At 59.4% G+C, this 15,666-nt stretch carries 16 protein-coding genes and 4 tRNA genes; 1 reads left to right on the top strand and 19 read right to left on the bottom strand.

Annotated elements, in window-relative coordinates:
• Window positions 1-127: 127 nt before the first annotated feature.
• The 4 genes from ACTQ1S_RS05585 to serS all read right to left on the bottom strand — a co-directional run bounded on the left by ACTQ1S_RS05585 (window position 128) and on the right by serS (window position 2,542).
• Window positions 128-204 (bottom strand) — tRNA-Arg (locus tag ACTQ1S_RS05585).
• A 352-nt stretch (window positions 205-556) separates the two neighbouring features.
• Window positions 557-633, bottom strand: a tRNA-Arg gene (locus tag ACTQ1S_RS05580).
• Window positions 634-707: 74 nt separating this feature from the next.
• Window positions 708-1,085: a hypothetical protein gene (locus ACTQ1S_RS05575; RefSeq protein ID WP_441064119.1), complete on the bottom strand. Its 378-nt coding sequence runs from the start codon at window positions 1,083-1,085 to the stop codon at window positions 708-710.
• 173 nt (window positions 1,086-1,258) lie between these two features.
• Window positions 1,259-2,542 (bottom strand): serine--tRNA ligase, encoded by a 1,284-nt coding sequence (serS, locus tag ACTQ1S_RS05570; protein ID WP_441547256.1) that lies wholly within the window; start codon window positions 2,540-2,542, stop codon window positions 1,259-1,261.
• 111 nt (window positions 2,543-2,653) lie between these two features.
• Between serS and ACTQ1S_RS05565 the strand changes: the two genes are divergently transcribed.
• Window positions 2,654-2,827: a DUF6724 family protein gene (locus ACTQ1S_RS05565; protein ID WP_195838594.1), complete on the top strand. Its 174-nt coding sequence runs from the start codon at window positions 2,654-2,656 to the stop codon at window positions 2,825-2,827.
• A 156-nt stretch (window positions 2,828-2,983) separates the two neighbouring features.
• On the opposite strand, the gene proC is transcribed toward ACTQ1S_RS05565, so the two are convergent.
• From proC to ACTQ1S_RS05490, 15 genes are all read right to left on the bottom strand, one after another.
• Window positions 2,984-3,754, bottom strand: coding sequence for a pyrroline-5-carboxylate reductase (gene proC / locus ACTQ1S_RS05560; RefSeq protein WP_441064120.1), 771 nt, complete (start codon window positions 3,752-3,754; stop codon window positions 2,984-2,986).
• A 73-nt stretch (window positions 3,755-3,827) separates the two neighbouring features.
• Window positions 3,828-4,298, bottom strand: a complete 471-nt coding sequence (gene rlmH, locus ACTQ1S_RS05555) for a 23S rRNA (pseudouridine(1915)-N(3))-methyltransferase RlmH (protein ID WP_370450649.1) — start codon at window positions 4,296-4,298, stop codon at window positions 3,828-3,830.
• A gap of 6 nt (window positions 4,299-4,304) precedes the next feature.
• Window positions 4,305-5,243 (bottom strand): SPFH domain-containing protein, encoded by a 939-nt coding sequence (locus ACTQ1S_RS05550; RefSeq protein WP_117848150.1) that lies wholly within the window; start codon window positions 5,241-5,243, stop codon window positions 4,305-4,307.
• A gap of 306 nt (window positions 5,244-5,549) precedes the next feature.
• A tRNA-Leu gene (locus ACTQ1S_RS05545) sits at window positions 5,550-5,636 on the bottom strand.
• Window positions 5,637-5,679: 43 nt separating this feature from the next.
• The gene (locus ACTQ1S_RS05540) at window positions 5,680-6,597 is read right to left on the bottom strand and encodes a TatD family hydrolase (RefSeq protein WP_441064122.1); all 918 of its coding nucleotides are present in this window, start codon (window positions 6,595-6,597) and stop codon (window positions 5,680-5,682) included.
• Window positions 6,587-7,447 carry a 16S rRNA (adenine(1518)-N(6)/adenine(1519)-N(6))-dimethyltransferase RsmA gene (rsmA, locus tag ACTQ1S_RS05535; RefSeq protein WP_441064124.1) on the bottom strand — a complete coding sequence of 287 codons (861 nt, stop codon included), beginning with the start codon at window positions 7,445-7,447 and terminating at the stop codon, window positions 6,587-6,589. Before rsmA ends, ACTQ1S_RS05540 begins: the two co-directional genes overlap by 11 nt.
• A gap of 107 nt (window positions 7,448-7,554) precedes the next feature.
• Window positions 7,555-9,156: a methionine--tRNA ligase gene (gene metG, locus ACTQ1S_RS05530; protein ID WP_441064126.1), complete on the bottom strand. Its 1,602-nt coding sequence runs from the start codon at window positions 9,154-9,156 to the stop codon at window positions 7,555-7,557.
• Between the two features lie 69 nt (window positions 9,157-9,225).
• Window positions 9,226-10,104 carry a 16S rRNA (cytidine(1402)-2'-O)-methyltransferase gene (rsmI, locus tag ACTQ1S_RS05525; RefSeq protein WP_441064127.1) on the bottom strand — a complete coding sequence of 293 codons (879 nt, stop codon included), beginning with the start codon at window positions 10,102-10,104 and terminating at the stop codon, window positions 9,226-9,228.
• A gap of 6 nt (window positions 10,105-10,110) precedes the next feature.
• Window positions 10,111-11,172 (bottom strand): glycoside hydrolase family 5 protein, encoded by a 1,062-nt coding sequence (locus tag ACTQ1S_RS05520; protein ID WP_427728410.1) that lies wholly within the window; start codon window positions 11,170-11,172, stop codon window positions 10,111-10,113.
• Between the two features lie 602 nt (window positions 11,173-11,774).
• Window positions 11,775-11,847, bottom strand: a tRNA-Phe gene (locus ACTQ1S_RS05515).
• Between the two features lie 158 nt (window positions 11,848-12,005).
• A complete protein-coding gene (locus ACTQ1S_RS05510; RefSeq protein ID WP_441547255.1) occupies window positions 12,006-12,365 on the bottom strand; it encodes a DUF192 domain-containing protein in 360 nt (119 codons plus the stop codon).
• On the bottom strand, window positions 12,362-12,838 hold the full coding sequence (locus ACTQ1S_RS05505; protein ID WP_441547254.1) for a hypothetical protein: 477 nt from the start codon (window positions 12,836-12,838) through the stop codon (window positions 12,362-12,364). The genes ACTQ1S_RS05510 and ACTQ1S_RS05505 overlap by 4 nt, the downstream gene beginning before the upstream one ends.
• Window positions 12,838-15,003 (bottom strand): hypothetical protein, encoded by a 2,166-nt coding sequence (locus tag ACTQ1S_RS05500; RefSeq protein ID WP_441547253.1) that lies wholly within the window; start codon window positions 15,001-15,003, stop codon window positions 12,838-12,840. Before ACTQ1S_RS05500 ends, ACTQ1S_RS05505 begins: the two co-directional genes overlap by 1 nt.
• On the bottom strand, window positions 14,975-15,511 hold the full coding sequence (locus ACTQ1S_RS05495) for a TadE/TadG family type IV pilus assembly protein (protein WP_441547252.1): 537 nt from the start codon (window positions 15,509-15,511) through the stop codon (window positions 14,975-14,977). The genes ACTQ1S_RS05500 and ACTQ1S_RS05495 overlap by 29 nt, the downstream gene beginning before the upstream one ends.
• Window positions 15,447-15,665: a hypothetical protein gene (locus ACTQ1S_RS05490; RefSeq protein WP_154517649.1), complete on the bottom strand. Its 219-nt coding sequence runs from the start codon at window positions 15,663-15,665 to the stop codon at window positions 15,447-15,449. Before ACTQ1S_RS05490 ends, ACTQ1S_RS05495 begins: the two co-directional genes overlap by 65 nt.
• Window position 15,666: the final 1 nt, after the last annotated feature.

Raw genomic sequence — 15,666 nt, 5'->3', positions numbered from 1 at the left:
CGGCGCGCTCGCCCGCTCGCTAAAAACGCTCCGCGTTTTCTTTACGCTCGCGCCTCGACCGAGGTTCGAATCCATGCATGGCTTCCAAAAAAGAAAAGCCCCCGTTGCCGGGAGCTTTAAAGTCAATTGGTGCGGCGTATAGGATTCGAACCTATGACGTTCTGATTCGTAGTCAGACCCTCTATCCAGCTGAGGTAACGCCGCAACGCACGGATTATTATGCACGCGAGGCCCCGACGGGTCAAGCGACAATTTGAAAAAATTTTACGATGTGGTGATTATGCTGCTTGCGCCTCGACCGAGGTTCGAATCCATGCATGGCTTCCAAAAAAGAAAAGCCCCGTTGCCGGGAGCTTTAAAGTCAATTGGTGCGGCGTATAGGATTCCGCGCATCCGCTTCGCGGATCCGCACCGGCTTCGCCCGCCTGCCGGCGCGCTCGCCCGCTCGCTAAAAACGCTCCGCGTTTTCTTTACGCTCGCGCCTCGACCGAGGTTCGAATCCATGCATGGCTTCCAAAAAAGAAAAGCCCCCGTTGCCGGAGGCTTCAAGTTCGATTGGTGCGGCGTATAGGATTCGAACCTATGACGTTCTGATTCGTAGTCAGACCCTCTATCCAGCTGAGGTAACGCCGCAGCGCAAGACATATGAAACCATTTTAGTTAATTGGAGTCAAGCACAATCTTGATTTTTTTCTAGACCATTTTCCTCATGCAGCTCCGCATGTATCACCGTTTCCCATACGATCGATCGGCTTTTCAACCACATCGAACCCAACACCGAGATCCCTCAATAGCGAGCGCACCCGCTGGGCGCAATCATACTCGGCAAACGAGATACTCAGCATGCGTGCCACCTGGTTAGAAGTCCCGACTCCATAGAACCGTTCGAGTGTTGCAAGCCCTTCGTGCGTCACAAAGGTCTCGGCTACATGCGGCGACTCCTCAAAGCACCATTGGGTCAACGGACCCTCGCTCGTTTGCCGCACCACCAAGCCACCCATACCCGATGGCTCACACGTAACTAGCAGGTGCTCCCCACCTTCATCGCTCTCAAACAAAACTACCCGCTCATCAAACAGGTCCATCACATCCCCCTTCTCTCGCTCGTATCTAGTAAAAGCATAGCAGGTAGACGATCGTATACAGAACATTTGTTCGTGTGTTTTCTATTGAGCTGTCCGCGCGACATGGTAAGGCTCCGCGCACAAAAAAGGCGCCCCGGATAGGGGCGCCCCCGCAAATCGCTTATGCAGCAAACCTACGCGACCGGCTCGATCTTCTCGAGGCCGCCCATGTAAGGACGCAGAACCTCGGGGATCGTAATGGCGCCGTCGGCGTTCTGGTAGTTCTCCAGAATGGCGGCCATGGTGCGGCCAGCCGGTAGACCGGAACCGTTAAGGGTGTGCAGGTAGCGCGAGCCCTTGAAGTTCTCGGGATCGCGATACTTGATGTTGGCGCGGCGGGCCTGGAAGTCGCCGCAGTTGGAGCAGGAGCTAATCTCCTTGTAGGCGTTGTAGCTCGGCAGCCAGACCTCGATGTCGTAGGTCTGACGGGCAGAGAAGCCCAGGTCGCCGGTGCACAGGCTAATCACGCGATACGGAAGACCCAGCTGCTGAAGCAGGAACTCGGCCTCGGCGGTCATGCTCTCGAGCTCCTCGTCGGACTCCTCCGGCTTGGCAAACTTGACCATCTCGACCTTGTCGAACTCGTGCTGGCGGATGATGCCGCGGGTGTCGCGACCAGCAGAGCCGGCCTCCTCGCGGAAGCAGGGGGTGAAGGCGGTGTAGCGGCGCGGCAGGGTGTCGGCATCGAGAACCTCGCCGGCGTGCAGGTTGGTAAGCACGACCTCGGCGGTGGGGATCAGGAAGTTATCGCCCGAGACATGATAGGCGTCGTCCTCGAACTTGGGCAGCTGGCCCGTGCCAAACATGGTCTGACGCTTGACGACGATGGGCGGCCACCACTCCTTAAAACCACGGCTGGTGTGCGTATCGAGGAAGAAGTTGATGAGGGCGCGCTCCAGACGGGCGCCGGCGCCACCGAGAACGGTGAAGCGGCTACCGGAGAGCTTGTTGCCGCGCTCGAAGTCGAGGATGTCGAGGTCGGTGCCCAGATCCCAGTGCGGTTTAAAGTCGAAGTCGAACACGCGTGGGGTGCCCCAACGACGGCGCTCGATGTTCTCGTCCTCGTCCTTGCCGTACGGGGTGGCCTCGCAGGGGATGTTGGGCAGGTGAGCCATAAAGTCGTACTGCTCCTGCTCGAGAGCGGTGCGGCGCTCGGCCAGACCGTCGATCTTCTCGTTGACGGCGCGCACGGCCTCCTTGGCGGCCTCGGCCTCGTCCTTCTTGCCCTCCTTCATCAGGGCGCCGATCTTCTTGGACTCGGCATTACGCGTGGCCTGGAGCTCCTCGACCTCGGTGATGACGGCACGACGCTCATCGTCGAGCTCAAAGAACTTCTCGCGATCCCAAGACGTCTGGCGGTTAGCCATGGCGGTATCGATGGCATCGGGGTTCTCGCGTACAAACTTGATATCAAGCATTAGATCCTCCGGCGATATACATTCCATTTAGGTTGCAACCTTGTACATGTATGGGCAAGTATATACTTATGAGCGTTTACGACCCAACTCAACTACGCAAGAAGGCACCCAATGGACGCAGTTTTTTCCTTTTTGTTTGGCACCCGCACCGGTTTTGCCATCCTTTTCGCCGGCGGCATCCTGCTGTTTGCGATTCTTGCCTTTGTAATGGAGAAGCGCACCCATAAGCTCTACGTCGACCGCGGGCCCAAATCCGAAGAAGATCAAGACAGCTTCTGGGACTAACCTGCCATTTAGGGACAGGTTTATTTTGGTCGGTTTTATCTGGGCAAACGCAAGCGCCCCGCAACCGGTATCAACCCGGTTGCGGGGCGCTTTTCGCTATAGAGATAAAACCGCAGGAAAAACCTGCCAAAATAAACCTGTCCCTAAATGGCAGGTTTACTGAAGGGTGGCGTCGATGGCCTTGACCAGGGCGCTGCGCATGCCGGCGTCCTCGAGCGCGACGACGCCCTTGATGGTTGCGCCGCCGGGCGAGCACACGGCATCCTTCATCGCCGCAGGATGCTGACCAGTTGCAAGCTGCAGTTTCGCCGTACCCAGAACCATCTGGCTCACAATGCGATAGGCGTCGGCGCGCGGAATGCCGTGCTTGACGGCCGCGTCGCCCAGGGCCTCAATCGCCATGGCAACAAATGCCGGGGCACAACCGCCCACGGTACCGCCCACAAACAGCAAGCTCGTATCGAGCTCAACGACAGTGCCAAGCTTTCCGAGCAGGTCGAGCACCACGGCACGCTGCTCGCCGTTGAGCGTAGAGGACTTCTCGCAGGCGATGACGCCCTCGCCCACCGAAACCGGTGTATTGGGGACCGTCGAGATGTGCGCGACACCCGGCAGGACCTGCTCCCACTTGGCACTGTCCCAAGTCCAGGCGACCGAAAGGACGACCTTATCGGCAAGAGTATCCTTGAGCGGAGCGAAGACCTTCTCGATCATGTACGGCTTGACCGCAGCAACCACGATATCGGATACAGCGACAACCTCCGCCGCATCACGACAGGCAAGTATCCCACGCGCCCCACAGCGCTCAACCAGGGCATCGTAACGGCCCGCGCAGGCACACATGTCGCTCGCAGCCACACCGGCGGCAATCCAGCCATCGGCCATAGCGCTCGCCATATTGCCAAAACCGACAAATCCAATCTTCATATCTCATAGTCCTCTCAGACAGGTTCTTCAAATCGAGAGCTATTGTCCCACGGCATTGTTTCGTGTTGCCGACCTATTTGTGATACGGCTCACCACGGCTAATCTTGCAGGCGCGGTAGACCTGCTCCAGCAGCACCACGCGCGCCAAGTTATGCGGCAAGGTAATGCGTCCAAAGCTGAGCATTTCGTCAGCTCGTGAGCGAACATCGTCGCTCACGCCGTCCGATCCGCCAATCACAAAGGCGATGTCGCTGTTGCCTCGCAACATAAGATCATCGAGCCGCGCCGAGAGTTCCTCACTCGAGCGCTCTTTGCCCTCAATGGCCAGCAGGATCACATGCGCTCGGGGCGGCAGGGCTGCAAGAATCGCCGCTCCCTCCTTGTCGCGCGCGGCATCCACGCCGCCCGCCTTGGCCGGGTCGATATCGGCCACCTCGCGCATATCCACCTTGGCATAGGCGCCCAGGCGCTTGGTGTACTCGGCGCAGGCATCCTTCCAAAAACGCTCTTTGAGCTTACCGACGCATACAACGGTGCACTTCACGCGCGCCTACTCCTTCGAATCGTTTTGAACTTTGCCGGCGGTCAGCATCTGCTCGAACATAGAGGCCGACTGCGAAAAGTCGCTCGGCAGCACGACCGTCGATGTTTTACCCGTGCGAGCGAACTCCGTCATCATCTCGGACCATTGCGTAAACATGAACAGCTGGTTGGCCTCATCGTTGCCGACGCCCGTCTCCTGGATAATCTCGAGCGAATCCTTGATACCCAGCGCGATGGCCTTGCGCTGGTTGGCGATGCCTTCGCCAGCCTTTTCCATTGCCTCGGCTTCGGCGGTCGCCTCGGTAACGCGCTTGATGCGGTCGGCCTCAGCGAGCTCCTGCGCAGCAGCGCGCTTACGCTGGGCGGCGTTGATGTCATTCATAGAGTTCTCGACCTCGGTCGGCAGCGCGATCTTGGTGATGAGCGTCGACACGAGGGTAAAGCCGTAGGCGGCCATCTGCTCGGATACGGTGGCGTTGACGTCCTTGGCAATGTCATCCTTCTTGGCAAAGACCTCATCAAGGGTATAGACAGGGATGGAAGAGCGCAGGGCATCGGTAATGAAGTCGCGCATCTGGTCGACGGGCTCCTGCAGCATGTAGTAGCTCTTGTAGATGCCCGAATCTGCCGGGCCGGCTCCCATGTCATAGCTCACGTGGTACTGAGCAGAGACCTCAAGGCCGATAGTCACGTTGTCCTGGGTCTTAACGTCGATCCCAAAACCGTTTTTCATGGTGCGCAGACTCACCGTGGCGGCCTTGCGGTCGATCACGGGCACCTTCATGTGGAAACCCGCGTTGACGATGCGGTTAAACTTGCCCAGGCGCTCGATGATCACAGCATGCTGCTGTTCAACGACATAGCAGGCGTTGGGAAGCAGTAGCAACAAAATGATGATGGGAAGTAGAAGGCTCGTAAGGGCAGCGATAATACCGGATAACAGCATGGTCTCTCCTCCGATGGGCACACGTTGGCACTAGGATACCCGCACAAAGCAGCCATGTGACACCATCAGGAAGCCCATAACAAAAAAGCTCCCATTGCTGGGAGCTCTTTCAATCAATGGTGCGGGCGAAAGGACGTCCGCGTATCCGCTGCGCGGATCCGCACCGGCTTCGCCCGCCTGCCGGCGGACTCGCCAGCTCGCTAAAAACGCTCCGCGTTTTCTTGACGCTCGCTCCTTCGCAGGTTCAAGTCCCTGCGATGGGCCCATAACAAAAAAGCTCCCATTGCTGGGAGCTCTTTCAATCAATGGTGCGGGCGAAAGGACTTGAACCTTCATGGGGTTGCCCCCATACGGACCTGAACCGTACGCGTCTGCCAATTCCGCCACGCCCGCGTGCAGGAATTAGAATAACGGAGCGCCACCGTGAACGCAAGAACTATTTTTGAAAAAGTTTGCGGGCATTGTCCCACGCAGCTTGCGCAATTGCCTCTGCTTTCTCTCCAGTACGATCGACACGGTCGTTAACCAGCGCGTTTGCTGTGATGGAAATCATTGCAGGCTCGCACTCAAGACCGCGAATGGGCTCCGGCGCCATATAGGGACAATCCGTCTCGAACAAAATACGGTCGAGCGGGGTCGCCGCGAATGCCTCGCGCACATCATTGTTGCGCTTAAAGGTGGCCGCGCCGCCATAGGCGATATAGCAGCCCAAACCCACAAAGCGCTCCATCGTGGCGCGATCCTCGCCAAAGCAGTGCAGTACGCAACCGGCCTGGGGCACGCCGACCTCGCGCAACACGTTGTACGCATCCACATGCGAGGAGCGCTCCTCGTCCGTGTCCTCATGACGCAGATGCAGCTCTACCGGCACATTGCGGCGTACGGCAACCTCGAGTTGGCGCGCCATACAGTCGATCTGCACGCTGTGGGGCGCCGGCGCGATGTCGTCGTCGTAATCCATGTGGTAGTCCAGACCTATCTCGCCGATACCGACGCATAAGGGATCATCAAGCGCAGCAACGACCTGTGCATGAATGTCATCGGTATAGTCCGGCGCGCCATAGGGGTGCACACCGGCGAGATACTTTATCTGCGGAATATCCCGCATCGGCAAAATCTCGCACACCAGCCAGTCGCTATAGTCCGTCACGCTGCGTTTGTCGGCAATGGGATCAAAAATCGTCACCAACAGGTCGACGCCTACAGCCTTGGCGCGCACAAGCGTCTCGGGTACTTCCTTGCCCCAAAACGAGAGCAAGTGCGCGTGCGTATCGGCAAGCGGCGCCAAGGGCACGGGGCAAGCAACCGTCTTCTTTTTCTTGGTAAACGTCACGCGCTCGTCATTAGGCATCATGGATTAGCTCCTGAGCCAGACGGACAAAATCGGCAACGCCAAGCGTCTCGGCGCGTGTGGTGGGCGCGATGCCGCAAGCCTCAAAGGCGGCATCGAGCACGTCCTTGGCAAAGCCGTTGGCGCTCATGGAATTGCGAATGGTCTTGCGACGCTGAGCAAACGCAGCGTCAATCACGCGGGCCACAAACTCGCAATCAAGCCCCTCGGGTGCTACGCCGTCAACACGGTCGATGCGCACGACGGCCGAATCCACATGCGGCGCCGGCATAAAGCAGCGCGGCGGCACCTCAAAGCGACCCGTCACCTGCGCATACAGGCCGAGCTTTGCCGTATAGCCGCCGTAGGTCTTGTTGCCCGGCGTTGCGACAATGCGATCGGCAACCTCCTTTTGAACCATGACGACGGCGCGCTTGAGCGCGGGCATCGTCTGGAAGAACTGCAGAATGATCGTCGCTGCCACGTTATAGGGCAAGTTCGCGACAAATACCGTCGGCTCACCGCCCGCGGCCTGCTCAATCTGCTCCGGGCACACCTTGAGCGCGTCGCCCATGATAAAGCGGAAGTTGGCATAGTCGGTGGCATGGGCATCGAGCACCGGCTCGAGCTCGGGATCGGCCTCAATCGACGTGACGCACGCCGCCTCCTGAAGCAGCGCAAGCGTGAGCGTTCCAACGCCCGGACCAACCTCGAGCACGCGCTCATCGCCCGCAAGTTCGGAAAGCTCGCAAATACGCTCGATCACATGGTTGTCGATCAGGAAGTTCTGGCCCAGGCGATGCTTGGTCGCAAGGCCAAACTCCTCCAGCAGCTCCCTTGTTGCCGTGGGGTTTGCCAAAGGCGAAGTTGTCATAGTTGCCTCCTTAGCATGGTGGCGGCGTCTTGAAACAAAAGGGCATGGACCGTTGCGGCCATGCCCTTACACCTAAACAGCAGATTGCCGATATGGCGCGCGGCGTCTTAACCCAGACGCGGGAACAGCGGCTCACCCTTCTCGACGGGCTGACCACCGGCAAGCAGACCCCAAGCGCAAATGCCCTTGAGGTCGTCGCTCGCGGCCTCGTCCTCGCACGACAGGCGGCGCAGGGCCTCGGTAGAAGTCTGGGGCATGAGCGGCATCAGCAGGTGAGCGGCAATGCGGATGGCCTCGAGCAGGTTGTAGATCACAAACGCCAGCTCGTCGGCCTTGGCCTCGTCCTTGGCAAGTGCCCAGGGCTCGGAGTCCTCGATGTAGTGGTTGGCGGCGTGGATGAGCTCCATAACCTCGTCTTTGGCTCCACCGTAATCGAGCACGTCCATCTTGGCCATGTAGCGCTCGGCCAGGCCATCGGCGATCTTTGCCAGCGGGTTATCGAACGCATCGAACGATGCGGGCTTGGCAGGCGCGCAACCATCAAAGTACTTACCGCTCATGTTGAGCGAACGCGAGATGAGGTTGCCCCAGCTGTTAGCGAGATCGGCGTTGTAGACCTGCTCCATGCGATCGAAGCTGATAGCGCCGTCGGTGCCGGGGACCACGTCGGTCATAAAGTAGTAGCGATAACCCTCGACGCCCAGCATGTCGATAACATCCTGCGGGGCAATGGCGTTGCCACGGCTCTTGGACATCTTCTCGGCCTTGCCAGTCTCGGCATTGCGCACGGTCAGGAAGCCGTGGGCAAAGACGTGCTCGGGCAGAGCCTCGCCAATGGCCATGAGCATAGCGGGCCAAATGACGCAGTGGAAGCGAATGATGTCCTTGCCCACAATGTGGAACTGCGCAGGCCAGCGATAGGCCAGCTCGGCACGGGCCTCGTCGGTGTCGACACCGTAGCCGACAGCCGTCATGTAGTTGAGCAGCGCGTCGAACCACACATAGGTCACATGGCCCTCATCGAACGGAACCTGGATGCCCCAGTCAAAGCTCGTACGGCTCACGGAAAGGTCGTTGAGGCCACCCTCGACAAAGCTACGCACCTCGTTCATGCGGAATGAAGGCTCGACGAAATCGGGATGCTCGTCATAGAGCTTGAGTAGCTTGTCCTGGAAGGCGGAAAGCTTGAAGAAGTAGGACTCCTCCTGCACGCGCTCGAGCGGACGATGACAGTCGGGGCACAGGTGCTGGCCGACGCTGCCGTATTCCTCGTCACCCTTCTGGACCTGCGTGTCGGTAAAGTAAGTCTCGTCGGGCACACAGTACCAACCGTCGTAGCTGCCCTTATACAGGTAGCCAGACTCCTTCATGCGCTCCCACAGATACTGCACCGCATGATGCTGGCGCGGCTCGGTGGTGCGGATGAAGTCGTCGTTGGAGATCTCGAGTTTGCTCCAAAGCTCCTTGAAGTGCGGAGCCTGGCTGTCGGTCCACTCCTGCGGCGTCATGCCATGCTTGGCTGCGGCCTCGGCGACCTTCTCGCCGTGCTCGTCCATGCCGGTCAGGAACTTGACGTTATAGCCAGCGGAGCGGCGATAGCGAGCCTGGACGTCGGCGATGATGGTGGAATAAGCCGTGCCCAGATGCGGATCGGCATTGACGTAGTAGATAGGCGTCGTGATAAAGAACGAAGGCTTGCTTTGATCCATGGGGTTTGTCCTCCAGAAAAACGTTGCATACAGGGGATGATTCTAACGCAAGGGCTGGATATCCTCCATCTATTGCATATTGAGCACCATGGCATAGACATCGCGCTTGCGGCGTGAATACTTCTGAGACAGGCGCTTGGCCACCGCAGAGGCGGGCTCCCCCTCCTCGAGCGCGGCGCGGATATCCGCGCGCAGGGCCTCATCGGGATCCGCTGCCGCTGCGCCAACCGGCACGATGCCGGCCTCCTCGTCTTCACTCGGTGGCGCGATGACCAGCGCAATCTCGCCCTTTACTTCGCCACGGGCACGCAGCCCCTCGGCAAGCTGGGCGGCGGGCCCGCGCAAGACCTCCTCGTGCAGCTTGGTGAGTTCGCGGCAGACGGCAACCTCACGCTGGGGAAAGACCTCCGCCACGGCCTCGAGCGTCGCCACGATGCGATGTGGAGACTCGTAGAAGATGAGTGCGCCGGGCACCACGGCAAGGCGCTGCAAACGGCGCACGCGGTCGCCGTGCTTTCGGCCCAAAAAGCCCTCGAAGAAAAAATGCTCGCAGGGAATGCCGGACGAAACGAGCGCTGTGACGCAAGCAGAGGGCCCGGGAATAACTTCGACGGGCACATCGGCCTCACGCGCCGCCTCGACCAGCGCCTGGCCGGGATCGGACACGCTCGGCATGCCGGCATCCGAGGCAAAGGCAAGGGTCTCACCCGCCAGCAGGCGGTCGACCAGACCGGTGGCGCGGCTGGCGATCACATTCTCGTCGCAACGGACAAGCGGCTTGGAAATGCCCAGGTGCATCAGTAGCTTTGAGGTCACGCGCGTGTCCTCGCAGCAGATCGCATCGGCGGCGGCAAACGCCTCGCCAACGCGCGGAGACAGGTCGCCCAGGTTGCCGATGGGTGTTCCGACCACATAGAGTTTGCCCGTATGGGCGCTGTTTTGCGTCATATCAACCTATTCAATCATGCCGCGCTCGAGCGTACCGAGCGCCGCGCGGGCGTCCCATGCTGCGATGCGTTTCTCGGTCTTCCACGTTTGGAAGAACCAACCGGCAGCCGGCGCAAACGAAGCCAGCTGATTGGCGATAAACACGCGCTCGTAGGCATTGCGGCCCTCGGGCGTAACCGACGAGTTGGCAAAGATCGCCGCGCCCGACCATTCGCCCACCAGCACGGGGAACCCAGTTGAAATCGCTTCTTTAAGCTCGCGCTTGTTACGCGAAATCGCCGTCGTCAGCCCGCGGGGGCTCGTGATGTCGAGCGCATGCTCGTCGCGGTAATGGTACAGGTGAAGGTCCATGTAGACGTTCTTGTACTTGGCGCCGCGCATAAAATGCTTCCACTCGCCGGGATGTCCCGACGACGAGAAGACGACGATCTTATCCTCGGGCATATACGAACGGACGAGCTCGTAGGCATCGCGATAGAAGTTGCGCAGGTAGTGCGCCGGAATGCCATCCGTCATGGTAAAGAGACTCTTGCGGACACTCATCTGCGGCGTATCCAGCAGCTCAATGCCCAGCAGGCTTTCGGCTTCGCCGTAGCGATCGGCCAAACGCTCCAGCACGTCGAGCGCAACGTGACGACCGTTGGTGGACGAATGCCACTCGGCAACAGCCTCCGGCGTGGTGGGCGAATCGTTGGAATCGCCCTGGCCACCGGGCACAGTCGCTAGATCGAGCAGCACGCGAATGTCGTACTTGGCAGCCCACTCAATTGCACGGTCAATGTAGTCGATAACCGAAATGTAGGACGCATCGGACTCCTGCGAGCCAAAGGCATACCAGGGCACCGGCAAACGCACGGCATTGAGACCAATCTGCGCCATACGGCGAAAATCATCTTCGCTTACGAATGTCTCATAATGGCGACGCATGCGCTCGTTATAGGCAGCAGTGCCCATGGCTTCTTGCAGTTCCGCCGCATTGGACGCACCTGTCGCCGCGTACAGCGACGGGGTCACCCAAGGCTCGGGAATAAACCAGCCAGAGAGATTAACGCCGAGTATCCTCTCCATCACGGCCCCCTTCGAATCGTGCAGGGCGAACCCGCATCGTATTGCATAGGAAAAGTATCGTTTTGAGTATACCCGCGCACACGGACAGCCGATCGAACGGTCTGCAAAGTGGCGCAAAAGTAGGAGTAATGTCTGGGCGGGCACACCCGAGATGGTACGCCAAGATGTGCACGCGCGCCGAAGGCAGGCGCCGGAAGGCGCATCCCGTTTTTTGCTCAATAATGGAATGCATTTTCCGCCAGCAGGCCCAACCGGAAAGCATGTCCCGTAATTTCACGTCATTCCGGGTCGCATTTTCCCAAGCGCCCCTAAAGCGGAAAGCGCATCCCGCTCAGGATTGAAATTCTGGGATGCGTTTTCCGCGGGTCCACATAAAAGAAAAGGACCCCTTTGCAGAGGTCCTAGTCAATTCAAGGTGGCGGGGAAGGGAATCGCGTCCGCGCGCTGCGCGGACGGACCGCTGCGGCGCTTGCGCGCCTTGCGAGCTACGCTGGCAAACGCTATCGCGTTTCCTCAGCTCCGCGCCCTCGCGGGGTTCGATTCCGTGCGGGGGCTACATAAAAGAAAAGGACCCCTTTGCAGAGGTCCTAGTCAATTCAAGGTGGCGGGGAAGGGAATCGAACCCCTGACACGAGGATTTTCAGTCCTCTGCTCTACCAACTGAGCTACCCAGCCATTTGAGGTGTGCCTTCTTTCAAGGCTTGATTAGTATAACCAAGGACGCGCTCCGGTCAACCGAGAATTTGAAAAAAGTTTTTGGACACCGCCTCGGTTCTGTAAAGCAGCACGTCAGAGACATCAACCGGCCGCAAGAAGTTTTTCGCTCAGGGCCTTCAAGCCTGCACTCGTTGCAAGACAGTGGGCGATACAAGGATTGAAAGGCGTTCCAGCACCGCCCAAGCACCGGGACAGGAGCACATGCGCCAGGGGCGGACATTTTCGTAGCGTGCAAGGATATTGCCGCTGCAATCAATAAAGGCAATGTCGATGGGATAAGCCATAAAACAGGTGTGGACCGAAGAGCAGGACGGAAACGCCATGACGAGCGGCAGTCCGTCAGCCGTAATCGGCACGCGGCCCAGCATGCCGCGCAAGCGTGCGCCAAACGATTCTGCCACCATAAACTCTGCCGGCGACCAACCGAGCCTATTGAGCGCACGCACGTAGGCGATATAAGACAAGACGGCGCTCACATGACCACCCCCGGTCGCCACGGATCGACCGTAACCGCGCGCTCGTGCGACAGCTTCGCCGGCGTCCCCAGAGAAACGCCGGCAATGCTAAGCAATCTAGGCCACGGCTCATAGTACATGACGCAGGCATAGGTCCTAAACGTCCCGGACAGAGAGAGCAAGCCGCCGTCAGACGACGCCGAGCTCTGCTCGCTCGAGACCTCGACCTGCAGATTATAGCCCTGCATAGCCGCCTGAATCTCGGACTGGACACGCACCGAGGCATCGACAGAGCTCTTGTCGCCCTCCCCTTCCGGCGCCACAGCGTGCGCCAGCACGATATCGGGCACCACGCGATCGAAGCGCGCAACGGCGCCGGCAAAGACCATGACGTTGTACACAATGAGCGCAAGCGCCAGCAAAGCGGGAGCGACCACTGCCATCTCGACCGTCGCCTGGGCGCGCTCCTCGCGCAGACGCATGCGGATACTCATTACGACCCACCGCCCAGAGCGCCAACCAGCGTGGCGACATCGACGGTAAGCGGGATGGAACCACCGCCGGGCAACGGAATCTCCGCAAGTGTGAACACTGTACCGCTAATGGTGCGTTCGACTTGATATTCCAACGCCTCGCAAAGCGCCTTGGGATCGGTCACGCCCAACGGAATACTTCGCAGTTTGTCTTGCGCTTGAGAGAGACCGGCAATGTCAGACCCCGGACTCTTAATGACGTTAGCGGAATCGGTCAGCACCGGCTTTCGCAGGCGCAAGTCGCACGGTTCCAAACCCAGCGCCGCCACGGACGCCGAAACGGTATCGCCGAGCCACGATGCAATGGAGCCCAACGCGCCGCTGCCCCCTCCTAGGTCTTTAATCATCTCGTCCATAAGTTCGTCGGCTGAACCTTGGATGTCTCCGTATCCCACAAGCAGGCGTCCCCAAACATCCATGACGCCATCGAGTACGCCGGCAACGCCGCCCGAGCGCTCTTCCAGTGTCGAGAAAAACCGCGAGAGCACGTTGTTTTGCGCCGTCGCGTTGTCGGGAGCCAAGACCGCGGCAGAGATTGCACCGCGACTGCCGAGCGTAACCGGCTTATTGAATGAAGAGTTGAGCTTACCGGGACTGGTCATATCGCCCGAGACCGCAAAGGCGACCACGCCGTTTCGGCCGGGCGGGGCGATACGCGGCCGCTCGCCCGAAAGCGCCTTGATGGCCTGGTCAAACGCATTACCCGCGCGATCGGCCTCGTCCTCGGTCTGACGCATAAGCTCGAGCTCTTTGTTGCGACATTCGACGTATTCTTCCAGAGCCCTTTTAAACTCGTCAAAGTGATACTCGAAGCCGTTTTCGATAAATGATGGAGGCATGAGGGCGCGACCCAGGTCAACGACGTCAAATTGGCACTCCTCGCACACATCGTGGCCATCGTAATCGACGACGGATGCCAACCCGCCCGGCGACCCATTCTTATAGTTGGGGCATCCGGTCCCATAGTGCAGGTATGTCTTGCCACCAATATCACTCGTAGGCCACATGGCATCGGTGTAGAGCTGGGTTCCCTTCACCTCATCTGGAGTGCGTGGCAGGAATGGAATCTGGGGTAAGATTTTTTCACCATCATCTTTAATATACGAGTGATCGAGTTCTTCGATTGCATAAGCGTAAAACGCTTTGCGCGCGACAGACTCCGCCTCCATCTCTACACCCCCACCAAGCGGCCTTTCATTCGCCAGGCGCCGGCGGTAATAGGCCTTCGCGCGATCGAGCGCCACTTGCGGCTCCCATGTGACACTCGAGGCATAGTGCGGATTCTCAATATCCGAAAGCTTCGCCAAGCTCCTCGCGCGTTCCCACATGCACGAACAGCTTCCGACTGCGCCTCTGTCCGATCCGCCGCAGTCGGCAAGCCAGGCGCGTTCCTTGGCCTTTGACGTTTTCTCGGACGCTTTCTTCAGTTCCTTGGCAGCATAGTCAAGGTCTTTTGAGGTGCTCTCGATGGCATCGGTCGAGATTTCTGACCCCTCGAGCGCAACAAAGTCCGACTCCGATGTCCTGGGCACGGCGAGCGCTGTGCCGGTATAGGTCACGTTATCGGTATCCTGCGCCGAAACAGCCTGCGTAGCTCGCGCGGCAACCAGATATGGCAGAGCCGTTTCGACTTTTTGCAAACCCTCCGACGCACTTTTGGCAAACCTATTGCGCGTTTTAATAATCTCAATCCCGGTATCGACCATATCGCTTGCGGCTATTTTCCCACCCGGCACCAGCATGGCAACCAAGCCGGTGCCGATTGTGGCAAACCCCGCCAGGCCCAAGCTCAAAATGCTCGCATCCACCACCGTGGCCGCTGTATGGTAGGACGATATCACGTTGGCACCCGCCAGAGCACCGCTATCGGCCGCCACCTGGGTATCCCCGGCACGCGACATACTCCATATCGCCGCCGTCGACGAAAACAGCAGCGTAAGCACCACAAGTATGACGACCGCCGAAGAAAGCGTAGTGTAGGCACCGTCCTCGATAAACAAGTCGATACCGGAGCGGCCCATGAAGCCGCCCCGCTTGCGGCGGGCATTCGACCGGCAACGGCACACGAGCCCTCGCATCATTCGCAGCAGGCGACGCCTAATCCCACGCGGCAATCCACGAATCATAGTCTCCCTCCAGCCATCCGGAACGCGATCGATACGAAACGTCGACTTTCAACTCAACATTCCCTCCTCCCCCCACATTGCCCATGGCCTGCGCGAACGCGCCGATCACGGGCAGCGGCTTTACATCACCCGCGATAGATACAGACGAAACGCCCCCTGCGTCCGCCCGGCCAAGCTCGATATCCCACGACAGCGGTCCGCCGGCGTGAAAGATCGAGACATCGGGCACCGCGGCGAGACGGCGGCGGGCAAACTCCTTGAGGTCGTCGTCCTCCGCCGTCGTCGTGGTCATGAGCCGCGCCGTCTCGGCGGCGGCAGACTCCATGACCGCACGCGTATAGAGCAGGCACACCGGCTGCAGCGCAAGCAGGATGAGCGTCAAAAACGTCGGCAGCAAAAAAGCGGCCTCGACCGTGGACTGCGCCCAATCCTCGCGTGCGATATCAATAGAGCGCGATGTCTTTGGCGCCTGCGGCGGCGTCGATAACCGATGTCGAGGCGACGCCATGGGACGCCGCCCGTGCAGCCAACGCCGCCAAGCGTCCGTCGGTGCCGGCGCGCCAAAGCCCCGCAATCGCCAGCACGATGGAAAGCAGCGCCATGGTGACGATGGCGTACTCAACGGTTGATTGGGCAGACTCCTCGCGCAAAACGTCAAGCATT

It is taken from the genome of Collinsella sp. LCP21S3_D3 (genome assembly GCF_052118305.1).
In the GTDB taxonomy this organism is placed as follows: Bacteria; Actinomycetota; Coriobacteriia; order Coriobacteriales; family Coriobacteriaceae; genus Collinsella.
Note: the sequence above shows the minus strand (reverse complement) of the source record. Positions and strands in the feature narration are given on the sequence as shown.

Coding starts and splice junctions, on each gene's coding strand:
- ACTQ1S_RS05575 (WP_441064119.1), bottom strand. CDS start 1,085: ATGGACCTGTTTGATGAGCGGGTAGTTTTGTTTGAGAGCGATGAAGGT.
- serS (WP_441547256.1), bottom strand. CDS start 2,542: ATGCTTGATATCAAGTTTGTACGCGAGAACCCCGATGCCATCGATACC.
- ACTQ1S_RS05565 (WP_195838594.1), top strand. CDS start 2,654: ATGGACGCAGTTTTTTCCTTTTTGTTTGGCACCCGCACCGGTTTTGCC.
- proC (WP_441064120.1), bottom strand. CDS start 3,754: ATGAAGATTGGATTTGTCGGTTTTGGCAATATGGCGAGCGCTATGGCC.
- ACTQ1S_RS05550 (WP_117848150.1), bottom strand. CDS start 5,243: ATGCTGTTATCCGGTATTATCGCTGCCCTTACGAGCCTTCTACTTCCC.
- ACTQ1S_RS05540 (WP_441064122.1), bottom strand. CDS start 6,597: ATGATGCCTAATGACGAGCGCGTGACGTTTACCAAGAAAAAGAAGACG.
- rsmA (WP_441064124.1), bottom strand. CDS start 7,447: ATGACAACTTCGCCTTTGGCAAACCCCACGGCAACAAGGGAGCTGCTG.
- metG (WP_441064126.1), bottom strand. CDS start 9,156: ATGGATCAAAGCAAGCCTTCGTTCTTTATCACGACGCCTATCTACTAC.
- rsmI (WP_441064127.1), bottom strand. CDS start 10,104: ATGACGCAAAACAGCGCCCATACGGGCAAACTCTATGTGGTCGGAACA.
- ACTQ1S_RS05520 (WP_427728410.1), bottom strand. CDS start 11,172: ATGGAGAGGATACTCGGCGTTAATCTCTCTGGCTGGTTTATTCCCGAG.
- ACTQ1S_RS05505 (WP_441547254.1), bottom strand. CDS start 12,838: ATGAGTATCCGCATGCGTCTGCGCGAGGAGCGCGCCCAGGCGACGGTC.
- ACTQ1S_RS05500 (WP_441547253.1), bottom strand. CDS start 15,003: ATGATTCGTGGATTGCCGCGTGGGATTAGGCGTCGCCTGCTGCGAATG.
- ACTQ1S_RS05495 (WP_441547252.1), bottom strand. CDS start 15,511: ATGGCGTCGCCTCGACATCGGTTATCGACGCCGCCGCAGGCGCCAAAG.
- ACTQ1S_RS05490 (WP_154517649.1), bottom strand. CDS start 15,665: ATGCTTGACGTTTTGCGCGAGGAGTCTGCCCAATCAACCGTTGAGTAC.